The organism is Stenotrophomonas lactitubi, from assembly GCF_002803515.1.
Taxonomy (GTDB): Bacteria; Pseudomonadota; Gammaproteobacteria; order Xanthomonadales; family Xanthomonadaceae; genus Stenotrophomonas; species Stenotrophomonas lactitubi.
The window spans coordinates 1,016,743-1,034,129 of record NZ_PHQX01000001.1 but is presented as its reverse complement, the minus strand read 5'-3'; the positions used below and the strand labels follow the sequence as shown (position 1 = coordinate 1,034,129).

Here is a 17,387-nt window from a genome sequence, read left to right as displayed (position 1 = left end):
GCGCCCCACTAGCGCCGCACGCTGCCGCGGTGGAAGTTGACCCGGAAACTGGCGCCGCCCCCGACAGCCTCGCCCACGCTCACCGTGCCGCCGTGGTGCTGCACGATTTCCTTGACCAGATGCAGGCCAAGGCCGCTGCCGCTGCCGGCGGCGCGCAGGCGATGGAACGGCTCGAAGATCGCCTCGCGGTCACCGACCGGCACACCGGCGCCCTGATCGCTGACTTCCAGCAGGCCCTGCCGGTCCAGACGCACGCAGATGGTGCCGCGCCCGCCGCCGTGGACGATGGCGTTGTGCACCAGGTTGGCGATCACCCTGCCCAGGGCCAGGCCATCGCCATGGATCCATACCGGCGTTTCCGGCGCATCCACTTCGAAGCCATAGCCGGCGCCAACGACCAGCGGCGCGAGGTCGGCGGCCGCTTCGCGCACGACATGCGCCAGGTCCAGCCGCTGCAACGCGGCGATGTTCCTGTCCAGGCGTTGCAGGTCGAGCAGGTGCTCGGCGACGTTGCCGAGACGGGCGACATCGGTCAGCAACTGCGATTTCAGCTCCCCCTGCGGCAACTGCGACAAGCGCGCCTGCACCACCGCAATCGGCACCCGCAGTTCATGCGCCGCATCGGCCAGGAACTTGTCGCGTGCTGCGTAGCCCTGCTGCACCTTGTCGATCGCATCGTTGAACGCTTCGACCAGAGGCGCCACCTCGGTCGACACCAGCTGCGCGTCCAGGCGCGCGCCGGGCTGGCCGATATCCAGCTCCTTGGCCTGCTGCGCCGACCGGCGCACGCCACGCATGGCCCGATGGATCACCGTCGGCATCACCAGCAGCGTGACCACGATCAACGGCAGGAAGAACCACAGGCCGATCAACCGCAGCACCATCAACGCGCCATCCAGCAGGCCGCCCTTCGGCGCCCCGCCCACCATCACCGTGATGCGGCGGCCGTCCTCGTTGCGGATCATCACCCGGGCCACGTCCAGGTACGGCGGTACCAGCGACCCCAGCTCGGTGGCACCCAGTGTCGGCAGGCGGGCCAACAGCGGCGCGTGAATGGCAGGCAGCGTGCCGCGCTGCAGCCATGCGCCGCGATCGTCGACCGCCGCGAACCACAGGTTGCCACCGGCACGCGCATCGAGCTTCTGCCAGCGTGCTTCATCCAGCACCAGCCGGCCGCCTTCGCTGTGCACGGCGTTGGCCGCGCTCTCGGCCATGAACATGTCCATGCCCCAGGTGTCCTTGTCGCCCCACGTCAGGATCAACGCAACCACGGCGAACAACACCGTGAAGGCCTGCGCCAGGAACAACCGCCATGCCAGACCCAGCGTGATCGAACGGATTGGTCGTGCCATCTCAGGCCTCCGCCAGCAGGTAGCCGACGCCACGGATCACGTGGATCTCCACGCCTGCGCCGGCCTGCTGCAGCGCCTTGCGCAGCTTGGAGATATGCGCGTCGAGCGCATTGGACTGGATCTCATCATCAAACCCGTACACCGCCGCTTCCAGCGCACTGCGGGTGACCGTACGACCCTGCCGCATCGCCAGCGCCTGCAGCACCAGTACCTGCCGCCGTGGCAGTGCCACCGGCTGTCCATCCACCTGCGCCTGCAGCGATTCGAAATCAAACTCCAGCCGGCCCAGCCGCAACCGGGGGGTCACCATCGCCGACGGTCGACGCGATACGGCGCGGATCCGCGCCATCAGCTCTTCGATCGCTACCGGCTTGACCAGGTAGTCATCGGCACCGACATCCAGCCCCTCCACCTTGTCTGACAGCCCCCCCTTGGCGGTGAGCATGATCACCGCCAGATTCGGCCGCAGGGCACGGGCGGTCGCCACGAAACCCACGCCATCACCGTCCGGCAGCTGCCGATCAAGCAGCATCAGCTGGTGCACCGGCTCACGCAGGGCGAGCGCCGCCTCGGCCAGGCTGCCAACCACGTCGGCGACCACCCCCTGGCGCTCCAGCCCGGACTGCAGGGCTCGCGAGAGATCGGGATCATCTTCGACCAGGAGAATGCGCATCGGGGGCTCGGCAACCGGAAACGGAGCCGATCATAGTGCCTTCGGCGTGCAAGTGGCGCCGATGCAGCAGATTGCGCCTGCGCAATGTTCCGACAATGTTGTGCGCGCAGCATGCACCGCCATCCCCGCAAAGTAGTACGTTGATGACCTCGCTGCCCCCCGCCCTGCTGCGCCCCCTGCTGTGCACCGTCGTTCTCTCCACGCCGCTGCTGGCAAACGCGCAGGAACAGCGCCCGGGCGTGCAGGCCGGCATCACCTTCGGCGCGACCACCGGCGCCTACGCGCACTATGACGACAAGCCGCTGGTGCTGCCGGCGCTGTCCTGGCAGGGCAAGCGCTTCTTCGCCAGCCCTGGCTCGCTCGGCATGAACCTCTACAAGGCCGATGGCCTGCGCGTGTCGGCCGTGGCTACGCCCTACACGTTGCGCTTCAAGACCGACGACGTGAACGATCCGCAGCTGCGCCGCCTGCACAGCCGGCAGATGTCGGCAATGGTCGGCATCAACGCCGACTACAGTGCGGACTGGGGCGCGGTGGCGGCCAGCGTGAAGCGCGAAGTGAGCGGGCATGGCGGCGGTGTTGAATCAAGCCTGCACTACAGCTATCCGATCCAGGCCGGTCGCTTCACCTGGGCGCCGCGCGTGGGCGTGGTGCATTCCAGCGCACGCCTGCTCGACTACTACTACGGCATCAGCGACGAGGAGGCCCTGCGCTCCGGGCTGGCAGCCTACAAACCCGGCAGTGCCACCTCGCCGAGCCTGCAGATCGCGGTCAGCACGCCACTGGGTACGAAATGGCGCGCGACAGGCGTGGTCGCCAACCAGTGGTTCGGTGATGCCGTCGAGGACAGCCCGATGGCACGACGCAGCAGCCAGACATCCGCTTTCATCTCGCTGATGCGCGCGTTCTGACCGAACCAGCATCCGCCCCACGGACAACAAGGATCCCGCATGGCCGCCGTCACCCCCACCGCCGATGCCAACGCGATCCTGCGCGCACCGGATCTGGACAGCGCCGAGCGCGCCTACCTCGGCCTGCTGCCGGACATGGATCATGTCGATGCACTGACCCGACGTGCACTTGGCCTGTCGCGCGCTGCCGATGCGGCGCGCGGCTATGCCCTGTCGATGACCCTGGTCGGCCTGCGCCTGCAGGAACTGGAGATGGGCGAGCCGTGCGCGGCCGAGTATCGGCAGGCAACGCTGCGCAGCCTGCGGCAGGCCTTCACTGCTGCCTGAGCATTCCGTCAGCGGAAGGTTGTCCAGGCCAGAACCGCAGACAAAAGTGCGACCCACACCACCGCTTTGAAGGTGCCTTCCAGCATGTTGCCGCCGAACAGCAGATCGATGATCGGGTTCGGCCGTGAAACGGGAGCATGGTCACTCATGGTGGCGTCCTGTGGTTTGGGAACTGCGTCACCGATGATACAAAAGCTTGACATTCCTGTTGCTGTTTCCGGTATGGTCGATGCAACGCGGCGTTCAAGGATGATCGATGCTCAAGCGTGCACTGTTTCCCGTAGTCGCCCTGCTGCTGGCCGCACTGGTCATCATGCTCTCCTGGCAGAACCGCCAGTTGCGGCAGGTCAACGAACAGATGGCGGCGCAACTGCAGCAGACCCAGCTGGATGCACATGGTCCTGCAATCGGCACCCGGCCTGAACTGTTGACGCTGCGGACGACGCAGCAGGCCCATGTCGATATCGGTGGCGCCCGCGCCGTTCCGCAGATCCTCTACTTCTTCTCTACCGCCTGCCGCTACTGCCTGGCCTCGGTGCCGCAACTGCAGCAGATCGCGGCGGCGCGTGGCAGCGCCGAACTGATCGGTGTCGGCTTGCCACCCTACGATCAGCTTGCCGCGTACGCCGGCAAACACGCGCTGGCGTTTCCGATCGCCGTCGACGATCAGGGCGAGGTCTCCAAGCGCTACCGCGCCACGCTGACACCGATGCTGATGGTGCTCGCCGCAGATGGCAGCGTCGCCTACAAGCATGTCGGCCAGCTCGACACAGAGACGGTGCAGGCCGTCGCCAACGCAATGAATCCGGGAAGCCACACCAACTGAAGGAGATACACATGATCGGGAAGAAAACGCTGTTCTCGTCCGTCGCCGGTATCGTCATCGTTGCTGCAATGTCATTCGGTGCCGCACAGGCCTTCGCCACACCGGTGAAGACCGGCTTTGCGCCAGGCTGCGTGGATACCCCCGGGTGCATGTTCGGCGGCAATGGCCGCGCCGGCGGCACGCGCATCTGCTGCGTCGCCAACTGATTCCGCTTCGACACCGCCCCGCAAGCGGTGACCTCATGTTCCATCGCCATTCCAAGGAGATACACATGATCGGAAAGAAGAAACTGTTCTCGTCCATTGCCGGCATCGTCGTGGTTGCCGCCATGTCATTCGGTGCCGCTCAGGCCTTCGCCACTCCAGTGAAGACCGGCTTCGCACCGGGCTGCAAGGAACATCCCAGCTGCCCGTACGGCAATGCCGGCTCTCACGGCCTGCTGGTCTGCTGCGATCCCATGTGATCCACCTCGACGCTCTGCAAAGGAGATACAGATGATCGGAAAGAAAAAGCTGTTCTCGTCCATTGCCGGCATCGTCGTGGTTGCCGCCATGTCATTCGGTGCCGCTCAGGCCTTCGCCACGCCGGCCAAGGCCGGGTTCGCACCGGGCTGCGAGTTCACCCCGGGTTGTCCGTATGGCGGTTCAGGGCATTGGTCCGGCCCTCGCCTGTGCTGCGATCCGCTCTGAGCCTGCTTGAAGGTTCCAGCCATGTCGTGACCTGAGCCCAGGCTTCCCGGCCAACGGGGTCACTTCCGGGCAAACGGGCCGGACTGCCTTCACAGGCGGCCCGGCCTTTTTCATGGCAGTGACCTGCAGCTGCCCCGACCCAGCCCGGATTCATCCTTGCTGGCTCTCGTTGGCACGCACTTTTCCCGCCTTCGTCGGATACCGGTTTCACACCACAGGCCGCAGTGCAACGCTGGACTCCCTTCTCCGGAGCACCGTGCCATGCCGATGCTTGCATTGCTGCTGTTGATGGCCGGTCTATGCAACCGTGACGCCGACAACGGAAGCGATTCGCTGCGATTGCAGATCCTGCAGGCCGATGCCCAGCGTGCCGCCAGCGAGCCAGACACGCACGGCCAGACGGACAGCCAGAGCGTGCAGATCCTGCGCTTGAGTGCGGACCGCGTACTGCAGGTGGCCCATGGTCGCGTGCACGCTGAAGCGCCTGCGGGACAGCGCGGGCAAACGCACTCCCGGGGCCTCATGCAGCTGTGGCAGCGCGTGGATGGTCATTGGCAGCTGCAGCGCAGCGCCAGTGTCGAGCAACGCGGTTGACGATGACAGCAACCGGCCAGGCGCAGACGAGCGCGAATTGCAGGCACAAAAAAACCGGCCCAAGGCCGGCTTTCATCGTGTCCACCGCTGCTCCGGCGATGCCGGGAACCGGTGGTGGGCGGTACAGGGTTCGAACCTGTGACCCCTACCATGTCAAGGTAGTGCTCTACCGCTGAGCTAACCGCCCAAAAATTCCGTACAGCCCGCAGGCTGGTGCTTCTACGTAAAAACCCGGCGCCAGGGCCGGGCTTTTCATGCTCACGACGCCCCCTGGGGGACTTCGTGGTGGGCGGTACAGGGTTCGAACCTGTGACCCCTACCATGTCAAGGTAGTGCTCTACCGCTGAGCTAACCGCCCGTTTGTTGCTTCTGCAGCGCCGCGATTGCGTCGGTGCAGGCCGCGTATATTACGGGCGACGACCGGCAAGCGCAATACTTTTGTGAAGAAAAGCCGCTTTACCGCGTTCAGCCCAGGCTGGCTTCCTTCAGCTGCCTGATCTGGTCGCGGACCCGGGCGGCATCCTCGAATTCCAGGTCCTTGGCATGCTGGTACATCCGCTGCTCCAGCGCCTTGAGGCGAGCGGCCAGCTGCGCCGGACTGAGCGAACGGTAGTCGGCCGTGTCTTCGGCCACACCGGAACGGCCCTTGCCCTTGCCCTTCTTGGCTTCCTTCTCGGCAGCATCCGAGCGCGCGCCCTCCAGCACATCGACAATCGGCCGCAGGACCGAGCGCGGAATGATGCCGTGTTCCTGGTTGTACTCGACCTGCTTGGCGCGACGACGGTCGGTCTCGTCAATCGCTGCCTGCATCGAACGGGTGATCCTGTCCGCATACAGGATCGCCTTGCCGCGTACGTTGCGGGCCGCACGGCCGATGGTCTGGATCAACGAACCAGTCGAGCGCAGGAAGCCCTCCTTGTCCGCATCCAGGATCGCCACCAGTGAGACCTCGGGCATGTCCAGCCCTTCGCGCAGCAGGTTGATGCCGACCAGCACATCGAACTTGCCCAGGCGCAGGTCGCGGATGATCTCCACGCGCTCGACGGTATCGATATCCGAGTGCAGATAGCGCACGCGGATACCGTGCTCGGTCAGGTACTCGGTGAGGTTCTCGGCCATGCGCTTGGTCAGGGTGGTGACCAGCACGCGATCACCGGCCTTGATCCGCTCGTTGGCCTCGCTCATCAGATCATCGACCTGGGTGCCGACCGGGCGGATCTCCACCACCGGATCGATCAGGCCGGTCGGGCGCACCACCAGCTCGGCCATGTCTTCGCCAGCCTCACGGAATTCGTAAGGGCCCGGCGTCGCCGACACGTAGATGCTGCGCGGGCAGCGCGCTTCCCATTCCTCGAAGCGCAGCGGACGGTTGTCCAGCGCCGACGGCAAGCGGAAGCCGAACTCGACCAGGGTTTCCTTGCGCGAACGGTCGCCCTTGAACATAGCGCCGATCTGCGGAATGGTCACATGCGATTCGTCGATCACCAGCAACGCATCGGCCGGCAGGTAATCGAACAGGGTCGGCGGCGGCTCGCCCGCGTTCTTGCCGGTCAAGTGCCGCGAGTAGTTCTCGATGCCATTGCAGAAGCCCACTTCGGCCATCATTTCGAGGTCGAACTGGGTGCGTTGGGCCAGGCGCTGCGCCTCGACCAGCTTGTTCTGCGCGTACAGCTGTTCCAGCCGCTCCTTCAGCTCGACCTTGATGGTCTCCACCGCTGCCAGCACCCGTTCGCGCGTGGTGGCGTAGTGGGTCTTCGGGTACACCGTGAAGCGCATCAGGTTGCGCATGGTCTCGCCGGTGAGCGGATCGAACATCGTGATCTTCTCGACTTCGCCATCGAACAGTTCGATGCGCAGGGCTTCACTGTCCGATTCTGCCGGGAATACGTCGATCACTTCACCGCGCACGCGGAAGGTGCCGCGCTGCAGCTCGTATTCATTGCGCGTGTACTGCAGCTGGGTCAGGTGATTGATCAGGTCGCGCTGGTCGATGCGCTCGCCCTTGGACAGGATCAAGCGCAGCGACAGGTAGTCTTCCGGTGCGCCCAGACCGTAGATGGCCGAAACGGTCGCCACCACGATCGCATCCGGTCGCGACAGCAGGGTCTTGGTCGCCGCCAGCCGCATCTGCTCGATGTGCTCGTTGATCGAACTGTCCTTCTCGATGAAGGTGTCCGACGACGGCACGTAGGCTTCCGGCTGGTAGTAGTCGTAATAGCTGACGAAGTACTCCACCGCGTTGTGCGGGAAGAACGCCTTGAACTCACCGTACAGCTGCGCTGCCAGGGTCTTGTTCGGCGCCATGATCAGCGTCGGCTTCTGGATCTGCTGGATGACGTTGGCGATGGTGTAGGTCTTGCCCGAGCCGGTCACGCCCAGCAGGGTCTGCTTGGCCACGCCAGCCTCGAAATTGCTGGTCAGCTTGGCGATGGCATCGGGCTGGTCGCCCGCCGGCGAATACGGCGAGACAAGTTGAAAACTGTCGCTCATGGTGCTGCCAGGTCTCGGGAAGGTTGAGTATAGCGGCCGCATTGGTGACGGCCGGTTGATGGAGATTCTGATTCAGGGAAGGGGGTGCACCGATAGCGGAACCCCGCGGCGCAGCGGAGGCTGGGTACTTGCCAGCCTTTGGACCCCGCCATGCAGATGTCCCGACTTCGCGGCCATACCCTCACGGAAATACTGGTCACTGTTGCCGTCTTGGCAATTCTCGCGAGCGTGGCGTTCGCTCCGGCCAGCGACATGTTGGATCGCCTGCGATCGGATCAGTTGCGGCTGCAGTTGCACAGCGCGATGAATCTGGCACGCAGCACCGCGCTTGAGCGTCGCCAAGGCGTTGTGGCCTGCCCCAGCGACGACGGCCGCACCTGTGGAGACAACTGGGGTCGCGGCTGGTTGCTTCTTCCGGAGCGCTGGCGCGGCGCAGAGGCGTCGGCGCCTGAACCACTGGCCGCCAGGGTACTGGACAGCCACCGCTCACTGAGTGCGTTTGCCACCCATGGCCGTCCACAGATCGTGTTCCGCGCGAATGGACGCAGTGCAGGCAGCAACGCCCGCATCGTTATCTGCCAGCATGGGCAGATACGTGCTGAAGTCGTGGTCAGCAACACCGGCCGCGTACGCTCGCTACGCTCGACCGAACAGGCACCTTGCTGAACTGCGCCGCGCTCACCCTGCCATCGCGTGCCCGCAGAAAAGCAGAAGCCGCGATTTCTCGCGGCTTCTGCAGGATCTGGCGCCCGAAGTTGGACTCGAACCAACGACCCCCTGATTAACAGTCAAGTGCTCTAACCGGCTGAGCTATTCGGGCGGGGACGCGCATTCTAGTAGCTGATTCACAGAGATGCAACACCCCACGCAGCCATCACCAGCAGCCGGCCACCGTCGACGCGGCCGGCGTCTTCACATTGGCCTGGTTCACGGTGAGCGTGCCGCATTTGTCCTTGGTCTGCGTACCCTGCGGAGCCGCCGTCAATGTGAACGTCCCCTGCGCCGCCTGGATGCTGACGGTGTAGTACGCCGTCCCGCCTTCGCGCGGCGACTGGATGGAGGTCGCTCCATTGCTGAAACGGAAATTGGCATACGTGTTGTTGGTGGTGTGCGAACGCTCGGCCGACTGCGCGTATTCCACCAGGTCCGCCTTGGCCTGTGCCCGGCGCGACTTCCGCACCTGGTCGGCGTAGGACGGATAGGCCACGGCTGCCAGGATGGCCACCACGGCCACTACGATCATCAGCTCGATCAGGGTGAATCCGGGCGCACGCGCCAGCAGGGAACGGGGGGCCGGCATCCGGGAAAGACTCGGTGACATCGCGGGAATCTCCATTGCTTACTGGATCTGGCGCCAGGACTGGCGGCCACAGGGATACGGTACGTACAGGGGGGGAGCGCCGGAAACGCTGACAGCCATCCAGCAACCCGCTCCCGGCGGCACACCCGGAACCTCGGCGCCACTGCCTGGATTGGTGGGCGGTTGCAGGCGCGGCACGACGGACACGCCCACATCCTTGATCGGTGCGGTACCCGAGGTTGCCAACGCGATCGCCGCGGTGCCCGAGGCTGCCGAGATGCCCGTTGGAGACCCCGAACGGGCGCCGGAGAGCCCGGCGATGCCACTGCGGGGATTCAGGCCAAATAGCCAGTTCGCACCCGAGGTGCTGCAGCCGCTGGTGACTTCCTGTGGCGCGTAGGTCGGGATGAACAGGATGCCCGAGGCGAGCTCCGGATAGCCTACCGAGCGTTCACCGGCCGGAAGATCCACATACCAGCCGACCGACGCTGCCGGTCGCGTACCCACCTGCAGCGTACGTGAGCTGCCGCTGGTCACCACGGAATTGGAGGTCAGGTTGGCACGCGTCAACGTCGTGGTCACCGCGCCATTGACCTGGTCGTTGAACCCATAGAGGCTCTGGACCTGCGTATAGGACACCGGCAAGGTGTCATCGTTGAACGAGAAGCTACCGGTGCCGAACATCACCAGCACGCCCCCTGCTTCACCCGACGCAACCTGCAGGCCGCCGGTGATGGGCTGGCGATAGGTCGAGCCGCTCTGTACGAAAGTACCGGTAGTGAACACCGGCACGGTCACCGAGGTGGCACTGGACAGCAGATCGAACTTCCACACTGCGCCCTTCAGGTCGGCCGCGTACACGGTATCGGCGTATCCGTCGCGCACGCGCGCCGGCGCACCCGTTGCCGGGTCAGTGACCAGATTGTTGACACGATCAAGGACCACGACGTTGCCAAGGCCATTGCGCCCGGCAATCGTCGAGTTGGCTTCGCTGGCCTCGATCATGCGCACCGTGGGCGCGCCGGTGCCGATGTCGACCACGAACAGCACCGCTTTGCCACTGGCACTGGAATAGCCGTTGCCGAAGATTGCCTTCCAGCTGACCGTGCCATCGGCTGCACGTACCGGCACGATCACCGGCTTGCCCAGAACGTGTCCGATGTTGGCGCGGACGGCCGCATCACCCGCCAGATCGTTGATCTCCCAGAGGCGATTACCGGCCGCGAAGCTGCCCGGCGTGGTCACATCCAGCGCGAATACACCGCGACCACCGGCACCGGTACTCCCCACCAGTGTCGTGTGCCAGGACGTGCCATAGAAAGTATCGCCAACGGTCAGCGGCCCATCCACGAAGTATTTGTGGACGAACGGCTGTGCGTTCTTCTTGGCCGGGTCATACGGCAGCAGCAGGTTGCCCATGTGCCCGTAAGACGTGGCCGGGATGTAGCCGAACAGTTCGCGACCACCATTGCCGCCGGTGGTACCCGCCGCGTCCATTCCGCCATCGAAGGCGTGCAGCATGCCGTCATTGGCGCCCGCATAGACCACATAGCGATTGTTGGAACGCTTGGAGTTCAGGTAGGTGATGTAGCTGGAGGCCAGCGTACCGCCCAGGGCCCGGTAGCCGAAGTCGTCGACCGGGGCACTGATGACCGGGGTCGAATTGACGATGTCGCCCAGCACGGTGGTACGGTCGCGCAGTTTGCCGTTGTTGCGCACCTCGCCCGAGGTATCGCCCAGAAGATAATTGGCTGCCGATGCGGCAGTGGCCCCCAGCGCCGTCAGGTTGGCCGTCGTACAGATCGACTGTGACGGATACAGACTATTGGACAGCCCACACAGCCCAGCCAGCGTAACCGTGCTGGTGTCAAATCTACGCACGCTGCTGCCATCGTCGAAATACACGTTGCGTGCAGCAGCGGCCGGAATCTGCGCACTGGCCTCCCACATCGTCGAATACTGGGCTTCACGGGTGGTCGGATTCACCGACACACTGCTTGCCGTCAGGCGGCTGTACCAGTCCGTGCCATTGTTCTGCACGTCGTACATCGGTGTGACCGTCAGCGAACCGGCGCCGATACGCGCGCCGCTGAGGGCAAACGTGCCGGACGGCGAGGAACCCGAACCGACCGCAGAGAGCACACGACGCATTGCATCTGTCACGTCCGAGGGCGTCTTCGCGTTGATGAATTCACCACGGCTGTTGATCGCCGCATGCCAAAGTTCATCGATCACGCGGCCATCGTCATCACTGAGCGGATCGCCATTGGAATTCCAGCTTGGCGGATTGGCGTAAGGATCACTGGTCGCGGCCTGGTTGACCTCGTAAATCAGGCCCTGTGCACCGAGAGTGACGCCGTAGAAGTTCATGTGCAGGTTGGTCTGGCAGTCCAGGCGCTTCCAGTCCGGCGACGTCTGGCTGAGCGATTTGCACTGCTCCGGCACGGGCACGAGCCCGGCCTGGAAACTGCTACCCGACCGCAATGGCGTCGAGGGCCCTGCGTAATAGGAAGCGGCAATATCGGCGATGGTATTGCTGTAGCCATCAGCAAAGGGCGCACCGGGGAAGTGGGTGCCGCCTGCCGAGTCAGCGTTGCCGTAACCGCCAGCAGAGTTGTTGACGTTGGTGTAGCCGTCGGTGAACAGCATTCCGCCGTTCTTCTGGCAGGCGCGGATCACCGGAGCCCCGGCGTCGGTACGGCGGAACTGCTCGCCCAGGAAAGCCACGGCCTGACGGTTCGGCGTACCGCCGTTGGGCTTGAGCCGGTAGATCTGCCCGAATAGATCTGGACGCTGGGTCGCGACGTCATACATCGTCACGTCCTGGCGGTTGTTGATGGTGAAGTAACCCACCCGCATGTTCTCCACGCCGAACATGGCATGCGAGGACGAACCCACCATCGACAGGATGCGGTTGCGGTGGTACTGGAACCAGTTGGCGAAGTTCTTCTGCGCATCCGCCAGCTGCGTCGTATTTGCTCCGTAGTTCTCCGGCAGGATCTGGTACCGGCGCATGTTGCAGCCGGGGCCACAGGCGTCGCTGACGATCGGCCGGTTGGCATCGCTGGTGAGATAGCCTGCGGGCGCGGCCTGATCGACCGGCAGGTAGAAGGTGGCTGGCACGTAGGCGATCTGCACCGTGCAGTCCGCACGCACCGTCACGTCACTGCCCAGATTGGTCCAGTTGTTGCCGGAGCTGGGCAGGCCATTGCTGCTGTTCGAATTGCAGCTGCGGCCGTTGGAACGGTATCGGGTACCGGACGGAATGGTCATGCCGCTCAGGAACTGGAAGGCTTCACCATTGACCTGCCGGTAGGCAAGGTCGTACACCGTGTTGTAGCCCGTGTAGAAATCACTGCCATACAACGTCGAATCGCGCGGATCCACGCGCGCCGCACCGAAGGACGCCGGCTGCCAGAGAGTGGCGTTGTTGGCATCACGCTGCGGCAGACTCCACGGCTCATAAGTCACCGCCGGATTGTAGTAACCGGCGTTGTAGGTCGGCGAGCGGGCAAAACCGAACGCATCGATCGGAGGAATGGCGCGCCCGGGCGAGTAGGACGTATTGAAGTTCGAATGCGGGAACAGGTAGAGATAGCAATCGGTGGAGTTGTTCGAGCAACCCTCGCCCACGTTGTAGAACACGCCGGCCGAGCTGAAGAAGCTGCTTCCATTCCACTGCATCCGGCCGTCGCCACCGCGGAAGATGCGCTCGAACGTCATCGAGTTGGAATCATCCACTGCCATGATGAAGGCTGGCTGGATCGACGTAGTGTTGTTCAGCGGCGCCTGCGCCAGGTCACCCTGCCCCTGTGCGGCGAACAGGTTGTAGGCGAAGTAGCCGCCGGCACCAAGCATGGCGAGCGCGGACGCGGCGATGATCCGGGAAGTACGACGGGACATGCCGGCGGCCTCAGAGCTTGAAGATGGTATCGACCGATGCCGTAGACGAGGAGTCCGTCGGGGTATCGGTGGCGAAGGTGGTGATCTGGTAGATCGGAGTAACCGGGTCGAGCGGCTTGCCCATCGACAGTGACCCGCCACCGATGACGCAGGAATCGATGCGACGCACGTTGACTGCCTGGGCAGTCGTCAGCGGGCGCGCGCGCCCCCAGGCCACCGGATCGAAGGCGATGTCGCAGTTTTCCTGGATATCGGTCGCCACCAGGGGCGCATTGCTGGCGGCGGCTGTACGGTTGGCGATGCTCTCGATCGCCATCTCGCTGCGCCGGGTCACACCCTCCGCGTTCTGGAAGGCGACGTTGGTCGCACGGTAGTTGGCGGCCATCTTTTCCTGCATGCCCGCCACCTGCATGCCAGCGATACCGATCAGCGCCAGCAGGATCAGCATGATCAGCGCCACATACAGCACGGCACCGCGCTGCTGGCGCGGCATCGGACGCATACGGGGTCGAGTGTTCATGGCGTCAGTTCCCGAAGAGGCGATTGCGCAGGGCGATGGTGGATTCGTAGGTGGCGCGGTAGCGTGTATCGCTCTGCGCCGCCGGCGCGAAGCCCACGCCCAGCGCACGCGGATAGTTGACTGCGTCGGTCGGCGCCTCGGCCTGGGAAGGTTGAGGGCTGCGGGCCAGGATGCCGACCTGCACCTGGCCGACACGCCGCCACTGTCCGGCGCCTGCGGCATTGGCGCGGTGGTCACGCCACTGGCGATGGCCTGCGTCGTGATGTTGCCGGTCGGCGGCGAGGCAGATGTGATGTCGGCATTGCTGTCCAGACCGAACAGCAACTGCATGCTCTCGATGCCCTCAACGAGCTCCTCGGCTGCGCTGTAACCGTTGTTGCCATCGGAACGAGCGCGCATCAACGCCGGTTCACCGGTGGTGCCCGAGGTCCCCACGAAGTACACCACCGATTCGGCTCGATAGATCATGGTCTGGCCGGTGGGTTGCACCGTGTAGCGGTTCAGGTTGGAGCCTGCGGCAGTCACTTTTCCTGCGGCGTATGTGCCCTTGAACACATTGACGTGGCTGCAGTCGGCCACGCCGAACAGATTGGGGGCGCTGACGCCCCCCTCGAGGAGGCGCGTCCCGGCGGTACCGTCGAAGCCCACCACGCTGTTGGCGCTCGGCAGCAGCGAGGTTACCGGCACACCTTCGCTGGCCAGGTAGCGCAGCACCAGGATGTCGCTGCCACCGCGTGGTTTGAGCGCGGTGATCGCCGCAGGCAGACCGGTCGGCGTCGCCCAGCCGGCACCCAGTGTCAGGGTGGCTCCCGGTGCGGTGTTGGGTGCTTCATAACCTTGGATGCTGACGCTGAAATCCAGCGGATCCCCTGAACCGGTGACCGCACCAGTGTCAACGGTCGGATCGCCCTCACCACGGACGAAATGCGCTTGGTCGTTCACGCAGCCGAAGTGGCCCGCCATGCGGATGTCACGCTGCAGGAACTCCAGGGCAAAGCGGCCATTTTCCTGGGCCCGGGCATTGCCTTCAGCCAGCCGCGACGCAACGCGGGAAGCAAGGAACACCTGCACCACACCCAGCATCAGCACCAGGCCAATGACCATGGCCACCATCATTTCGATGAGCGAGAGGCCGGCCGCCTGGCGGCGGAATGAAGGAGAGCAACTCATAGCTGCGACACCAGAGTGAAGGTGGTCTGTGCATCCGGATTCTGGGGATCCCAGCGCTGATCTCCCCAGGTGATGCCCACCGTTACCCGACCATTGGCGTTCTGCACGGTGGCGCTCGCGCCTTCGCCAAGCGCCTGCACGACCTGGCACTGCCAGCGGGTGATGTTGCTGGCCACACCCTGGTCAGCACCCAAGACACGAGTGCAGCTGCTGGCCTTGATCGAATTGGCTGCGAACGCGGCATTGGTGTACCAACCGGCCTGGTAGCGGTTGCTGCGCATCTGGTCGAGCAGGTCATAAGCCAGGTTGGTCGCCTGCGTACGGTAGTTCGAGCTCTGCACGAAACGTACATTCATGGTCTGCAGCAGGGCGAAGCCCAGCAGGCCGAACGCGAGTACGAGGATGGCGATCAGCACTTCGAGCAAGCTGAAACCCGCCTGCCGCCGCGAAAAAGAAGGGAGACGACGGGTCATTGGCAGGCAGCCTTGGTGGAAGTGATCTGGCCAGCCGCGTTGATGGTCAGGGTGCGCCGAAGGGTATCGCTGCCGCACTTGACCGGCTGCAGCACGATTTCCTGGGTCGTGGCCGCGCGGCGTCGCCCCCGGTTGTCGAAGCTGACCACGGCACCCGGACCGGTGACCGTGACCGAATCTGCGCTGACGGCGACGAAACGGAGCACGGTTTCACCGCTGCCCTTGCTGCCATCGCCATTGACGTCGGCCCAGGCCAGCATGCCCGAGGACCAGGAGTTATCGCAGCTGGTGCCGTTGGAGCTGCCGCAGATGCCGCCTCCCCTCTTGTTACGGACCGCTTCGCTGCGGGCGAGCGACAACAGGCCGGTGATTTCATTGCCGGCGGTAGCGATCCGGTTGGAGCGGATCGTGCTCTGGAAGCTCGGAAACGCAATGGTGCCGAGAATGGCGACCACCGCAATGGTGACCATCAGTTCGACCAGCGTGAAGCCATTGGACCGGCGCGATGACATTGGACGCTCCCCAGCGTGTTGGTGGCCACGATGGCGCACCGGCCTGCCGCCGGCAAGCGGCGGCAGGATGAACGGTCAGATCCGGGCGACGGGCGTCAAAGGCTTGACGACCCGCCCTGCCCCGGCCGGTCCGGCGCGGTCCCCGCCGCGCCGTCCAGCTGCCCTCGCCTGGCTTACGCCAGCACCTGGTAGCAGGGCTGGTACTCGCCGGAGATCTTCATCCGGCGCTGCTCGACGAAGGCACGCAGCAGCGCGTCCAGGGCCTGCATCATGTCGGGGTCGCCATGGATCTGGAACGGCCCGAACTCCTCGATGCGGCGCATGCCGTCTTCCTTCACGTTGCCGGCGACGATGCCCGAGAAGGCCCGGCGCAGGTCGGCTGCCAGCGCGTGCGGTGCACGGCCGTGGTGCAGGTCCAGCGCCGCCATCGCTTCGTGGGTCGGCACGAACGGCTGCTGGTATTCCCACGGAATCTCGATGGACCAGTTGAAGAAGAACGAATCCTTCTGTGCCAAGCGATGCTCACGCACGCGCTTGATGCCGGCCGACATTTTCTTGGCTACCGCCACCGGATCGCCGATGACGATTTCGTAGCGCTCGGCCGCGGCGTCGCCCAGGGTCAGGCGGATGAAGCGGTCGATCTGCTCGAAGTACGGCGCGGCCACGGTCGGGCCGGTCAGGATCAGCGGGAACGGCAGATCCTTGTTCTCCTCGCGCAGCAGGATGCCGAGCAGGTACAGGATCTCCTCGGCGGTACCCACGCCACCGGCGAACACGATGATGCCGTGGCCGATGCGGACGAAGGCCTCAAGGCGCTTCTCGATGTCCGGCATGATCACCAGGTGGTTGACGATCGGGTTCGGCGACTCGGCGGCGATGATGCCCGGCTCGGTCAGGCCGATGTAGCGCGTCACCGTCCGGCGCTGCTTGGCATGGGCGATGGTGGCGCCCTTCATCGGGCCCTTCATCGCGCCCGGGCCGCAGCCGGTGCAGATGTCCAGGCCGCGCAGGCCCAGCTCGTAACCGACCTGCTTGGTGTACAGGTACTCGTCGCGCGAGATCGAGTGGCCGCCCCAGCAGACCACCAGATTCGGGTCACCCGGGTTGAGGATGCGCGCGTTGCGCAGCAGTCCGAACACCGCATTGGTGATGCCCTCGGACGACTCCAGCTCGGCCGCGTAGGCCGGGCCCATCTCGATGGCCATGTAGGCCAGGTCGCGGACCACCGCAAACAACAGTTCGGCGACACCGCGGATGATTTCGCCATCGACGAACGCCATCGCCGGCGCATTGGCCAGGTCGATGCGCACGCCGCGATCCTGCTGCGCCACCTGGATGTCGAAGTCGGGATAGAGATCGCGCGCCGCGCGCGGATCATCGGAAGCACTGCCACTGGTCAGCACGGCCAGCGCGCAGCGGCGCAGCAGCTCGTGCATGCCGCCGCCGGAGGCATCGCGCAAGCGCGCAACCTCAGCCCGCGACAGCACATCCAGGCCACCACGCGGGTAGATCCGCGCGTCCTGCACCGGCAGCGTCCGCGCTGCCTTTTCGTTCGTTGTCATATCCACTTTTCTGCTTCCTTTAAGGTGTCCGACTGTACTGCCGCCCCCTTAAAAAGCAAAACGGCCGGGAAGCCCGACCGTTGGA

The 17,387-nt window shown here is 64.7% G+C and carries 18 protein-coding genes, 3 tRNA genes and 1 pseudogene; 8 read left to right on the top strand and 14 right to left on the bottom strand.

All coding sequences use genetic code 11. From position 1 onward, the window contains the following. Nucleotides 1-8: 8 nt before the first annotated feature. Both CR156_RS04875 and CR156_RS04870 read right to left on the bottom strand, forming a co-directional pair. Nucleotides 9-1,352, bottom strand: coding sequence for a sensor histidine kinase (locus CR156_RS04875; protein ID WP_089240065.1), 1,344 nt, complete (start codon nt 1,350-1,352; stop codon nt 9-11). A gap of 1 nt (nt 1,353) precedes the next feature. Beyond that, on the bottom strand, nt 1,354-2,025 hold the full coding sequence (locus CR156_RS04870; RefSeq protein WP_025875225.1) for a response regulator transcription factor: 672 nt from the start codon (nt 2,023-2,025) through the stop codon (nt 1,354-1,356). A 143-nt stretch (nt 2,026-2,168) separates the two neighbouring features. On the opposite strand from CR156_RS04870, the gene CR156_RS04865 reads away from it, so the two are divergent. Together CR156_RS04865 and CR156_RS04860 are read left to right on the top strand one after the other, a co-directional pair. Beyond that, nucleotides 2,169-2,936, top strand: coding sequence for a MipA/OmpV family protein (locus CR156_RS04865; protein WP_100552091.1), 768 nt, complete (start codon nt 2,169-2,171; stop codon nt 2,934-2,936). Between the two features lie 39 nt (nt 2,937-2,975). After that, nucleotides 2,976-3,263, top strand: a complete 288-nt coding sequence (locus CR156_RS04860) for a hypothetical protein (RefSeq protein ID WP_025875229.1) — start codon at nt 2,976-2,978, stop codon at nt 3,261-3,263. 8 nt (nt 3,264-3,271) lie between these two features. Here CR156_RS04860 and CR156_RS22880 read toward each other — a convergent pair whose 3' ends face one another. After that, the gene (locus CR156_RS22880) at nt 3,272-3,412 is read right to left on the bottom strand and encodes a hypothetical protein (RefSeq protein ID WP_165780968.1); all 141 of its coding nucleotides are present in this window, start codon (nt 3,410-3,412) and stop codon (nt 3,272-3,274) included. 107 nt (nt 3,413-3,519) lie between these two features. Here CR156_RS22880 and CR156_RS04855 point away from each other — a divergent pair, with 107 nt between their 5' ends. The 5 genes from CR156_RS04855 to CR156_RS04835 all read left to right on the top strand — a co-directional run bounded on the left by CR156_RS04855 (nt 3,520) and on the right by CR156_RS04835 (nt 5,372). Next, nucleotides 3,520-4,089: a TlpA family protein disulfide reductase gene (locus CR156_RS04855; protein ID WP_100552090.1), complete on the top strand. Its 570-nt coding sequence runs from the start codon at nt 3,520-3,522 to the stop codon at nt 4,087-4,089. Between the two features lie 11 nt (nt 4,090-4,100). Further along, on the top strand, nt 4,101-4,295 hold the full coding sequence (locus tag CR156_RS04850; RefSeq protein ID WP_025875233.1) for a hypothetical protein: 195 nt from the start codon (nt 4,101-4,103) through the stop codon (nt 4,293-4,295). Nucleotides 4,296-4,360: 65 nt separating this feature from the next. Beyond that, nucleotides 4,361-4,552, top strand: a complete 192-nt coding sequence (locus tag CR156_RS04845; protein ID WP_032975717.1) for a hypothetical protein — start codon at nt 4,361-4,363, stop codon at nt 4,550-4,552. A gap of 31 nt (nt 4,553-4,583) precedes the next feature. Then, nucleotides 4,584-4,778 (top strand): hypothetical protein, encoded by a 195-nt coding sequence (locus CR156_RS04840; protein WP_099820043.1) that lies wholly within the window; start codon nt 4,584-4,586, stop codon nt 4,776-4,778. 261 nt (nt 4,779-5,039) lie between these two features. Then, on the top strand, nt 5,040-5,372 hold the full coding sequence (locus CR156_RS04835; protein WP_100552089.1) for a hypothetical protein: 333 nt from the start codon (nt 5,040-5,042) through the stop codon (nt 5,370-5,372). Nucleotides 5,373-5,484: 112 nt separating this feature from the next. Here CR156_RS04835 and CR156_RS04830 read toward each other — a convergent pair. The 3 genes from CR156_RS04830 to uvrB all read right to left on the bottom strand — a co-directional run bounded on the left by CR156_RS04830 (nt 5,485) and on the right by uvrB (nt 7,862). Beyond that, nucleotides 5,485-5,559 (bottom strand) — tRNA-Val (locus tag CR156_RS04830). A 96-nt stretch (nt 5,560-5,655) separates the two neighbouring features. Then, nucleotides 5,656-5,730, bottom strand: a tRNA-Val gene (locus CR156_RS04825). A gap of 107 nt (nt 5,731-5,837) precedes the next feature. Then, nucleotides 5,838-7,862: an excinuclease ABC subunit UvrB gene (gene uvrB / locus CR156_RS04820; RefSeq protein ID WP_100552088.1), complete on the bottom strand. Its 2,025-nt coding sequence runs from the start codon at nt 7,860-7,862 to the stop codon at nt 5,838-5,840. A 150-nt stretch (nt 7,863-8,012) separates the two neighbouring features. Here uvrB and CR156_RS04815 point away from each other — a divergent pair, with 150 nt between their 5' ends. After that, complete coding sequence (locus CR156_RS04815) at nt 8,013-8,528, top strand: GspH/FimT family pseudopilin (RefSeq protein WP_100552087.1); 516 nt, start codon at nt 8,013-8,015, stop codon at nt 8,526-8,528. 77 nt (nt 8,529-8,605) lie between these two features. On the opposite strand, the gene CR156_RS04810 is transcribed toward CR156_RS04815, so the two are convergent. The 8 genes and pseudogenes from CR156_RS04810 to ppnN all read right to left on the bottom strand — a co-directional run bounded on the left by CR156_RS04810 (nt 8,606) and on the right by ppnN (nt 17,302). Beyond that, nucleotides 8,606-8,682, bottom strand: a tRNA-Asn gene (locus tag CR156_RS04810). A gap of 54 nt (nt 8,683-8,736) precedes the next feature. Continuing rightward, complete coding sequence (locus tag CR156_RS04805; RefSeq protein ID WP_279324068.1) at nt 8,737-9,162, bottom strand: type IV pilin protein; 426 nt, start codon at nt 9,160-9,162, stop codon at nt 8,737-8,739. A 39-nt stretch (nt 9,163-9,201) separates the two neighbouring features. Further along, complete coding sequence (locus CR156_RS04800; RefSeq protein WP_100552085.1) at nt 9,202-13,065, bottom strand: pilus assembly protein; 3,864 nt, start codon at nt 13,063-13,065, stop codon at nt 9,202-9,204. A gap of 10 nt (nt 13,066-13,075) precedes the next feature. Beyond that, a complete protein-coding gene (locus tag CR156_RS04795) occupies nt 13,076-13,585 on the bottom strand; it encodes a pilus assembly PilX family protein (RefSeq protein ID WP_100552084.1) in 510 nt (169 codons plus the stop codon). A 4-nt stretch (nt 13,586-13,589) separates the two neighbouring features. Beyond that, nucleotides 13,590-14,755, bottom strand: a pseudogene (locus CR156_RS04790) (PilW family protein). After that, nucleotides 14,752-15,228 carry a type IV pilus modification protein PilV gene (gene pilV, locus CR156_RS04785; protein ID WP_100552083.1) on the bottom strand — a complete coding sequence of 159 codons (477 nt, stop codon included), beginning with the start codon at nt 15,226-15,228 and terminating at the stop codon, nt 14,752-14,754. The pseudogene CR156_RS04790 and the gene pilV overlap by 4 nt, the downstream one beginning before the upstream one ends. Beyond that, nucleotides 15,225-15,740: a GspH/FimT family pseudopilin gene (locus CR156_RS04780; protein ID WP_100552082.1), complete on the bottom strand. Its 516-nt coding sequence runs from the start codon at nt 15,738-15,740 to the stop codon at nt 15,225-15,227. The genes pilV and CR156_RS04780 overlap by 4 nt, the downstream gene beginning before the upstream one ends. 173 nt (nt 15,741-15,913) lie before the next feature. Beyond that, entirely contained in the window at nt 15,914-17,302 is a 1,389-nt protein-coding gene (gene ppnN / locus CR156_RS04775; RefSeq protein WP_089240035.1) for a nucleotide 5'-monophosphate nucleosidase PpnN, read from the bottom strand. Nucleotides 17,303-17,387 lie beyond the last annotated feature (85 nt).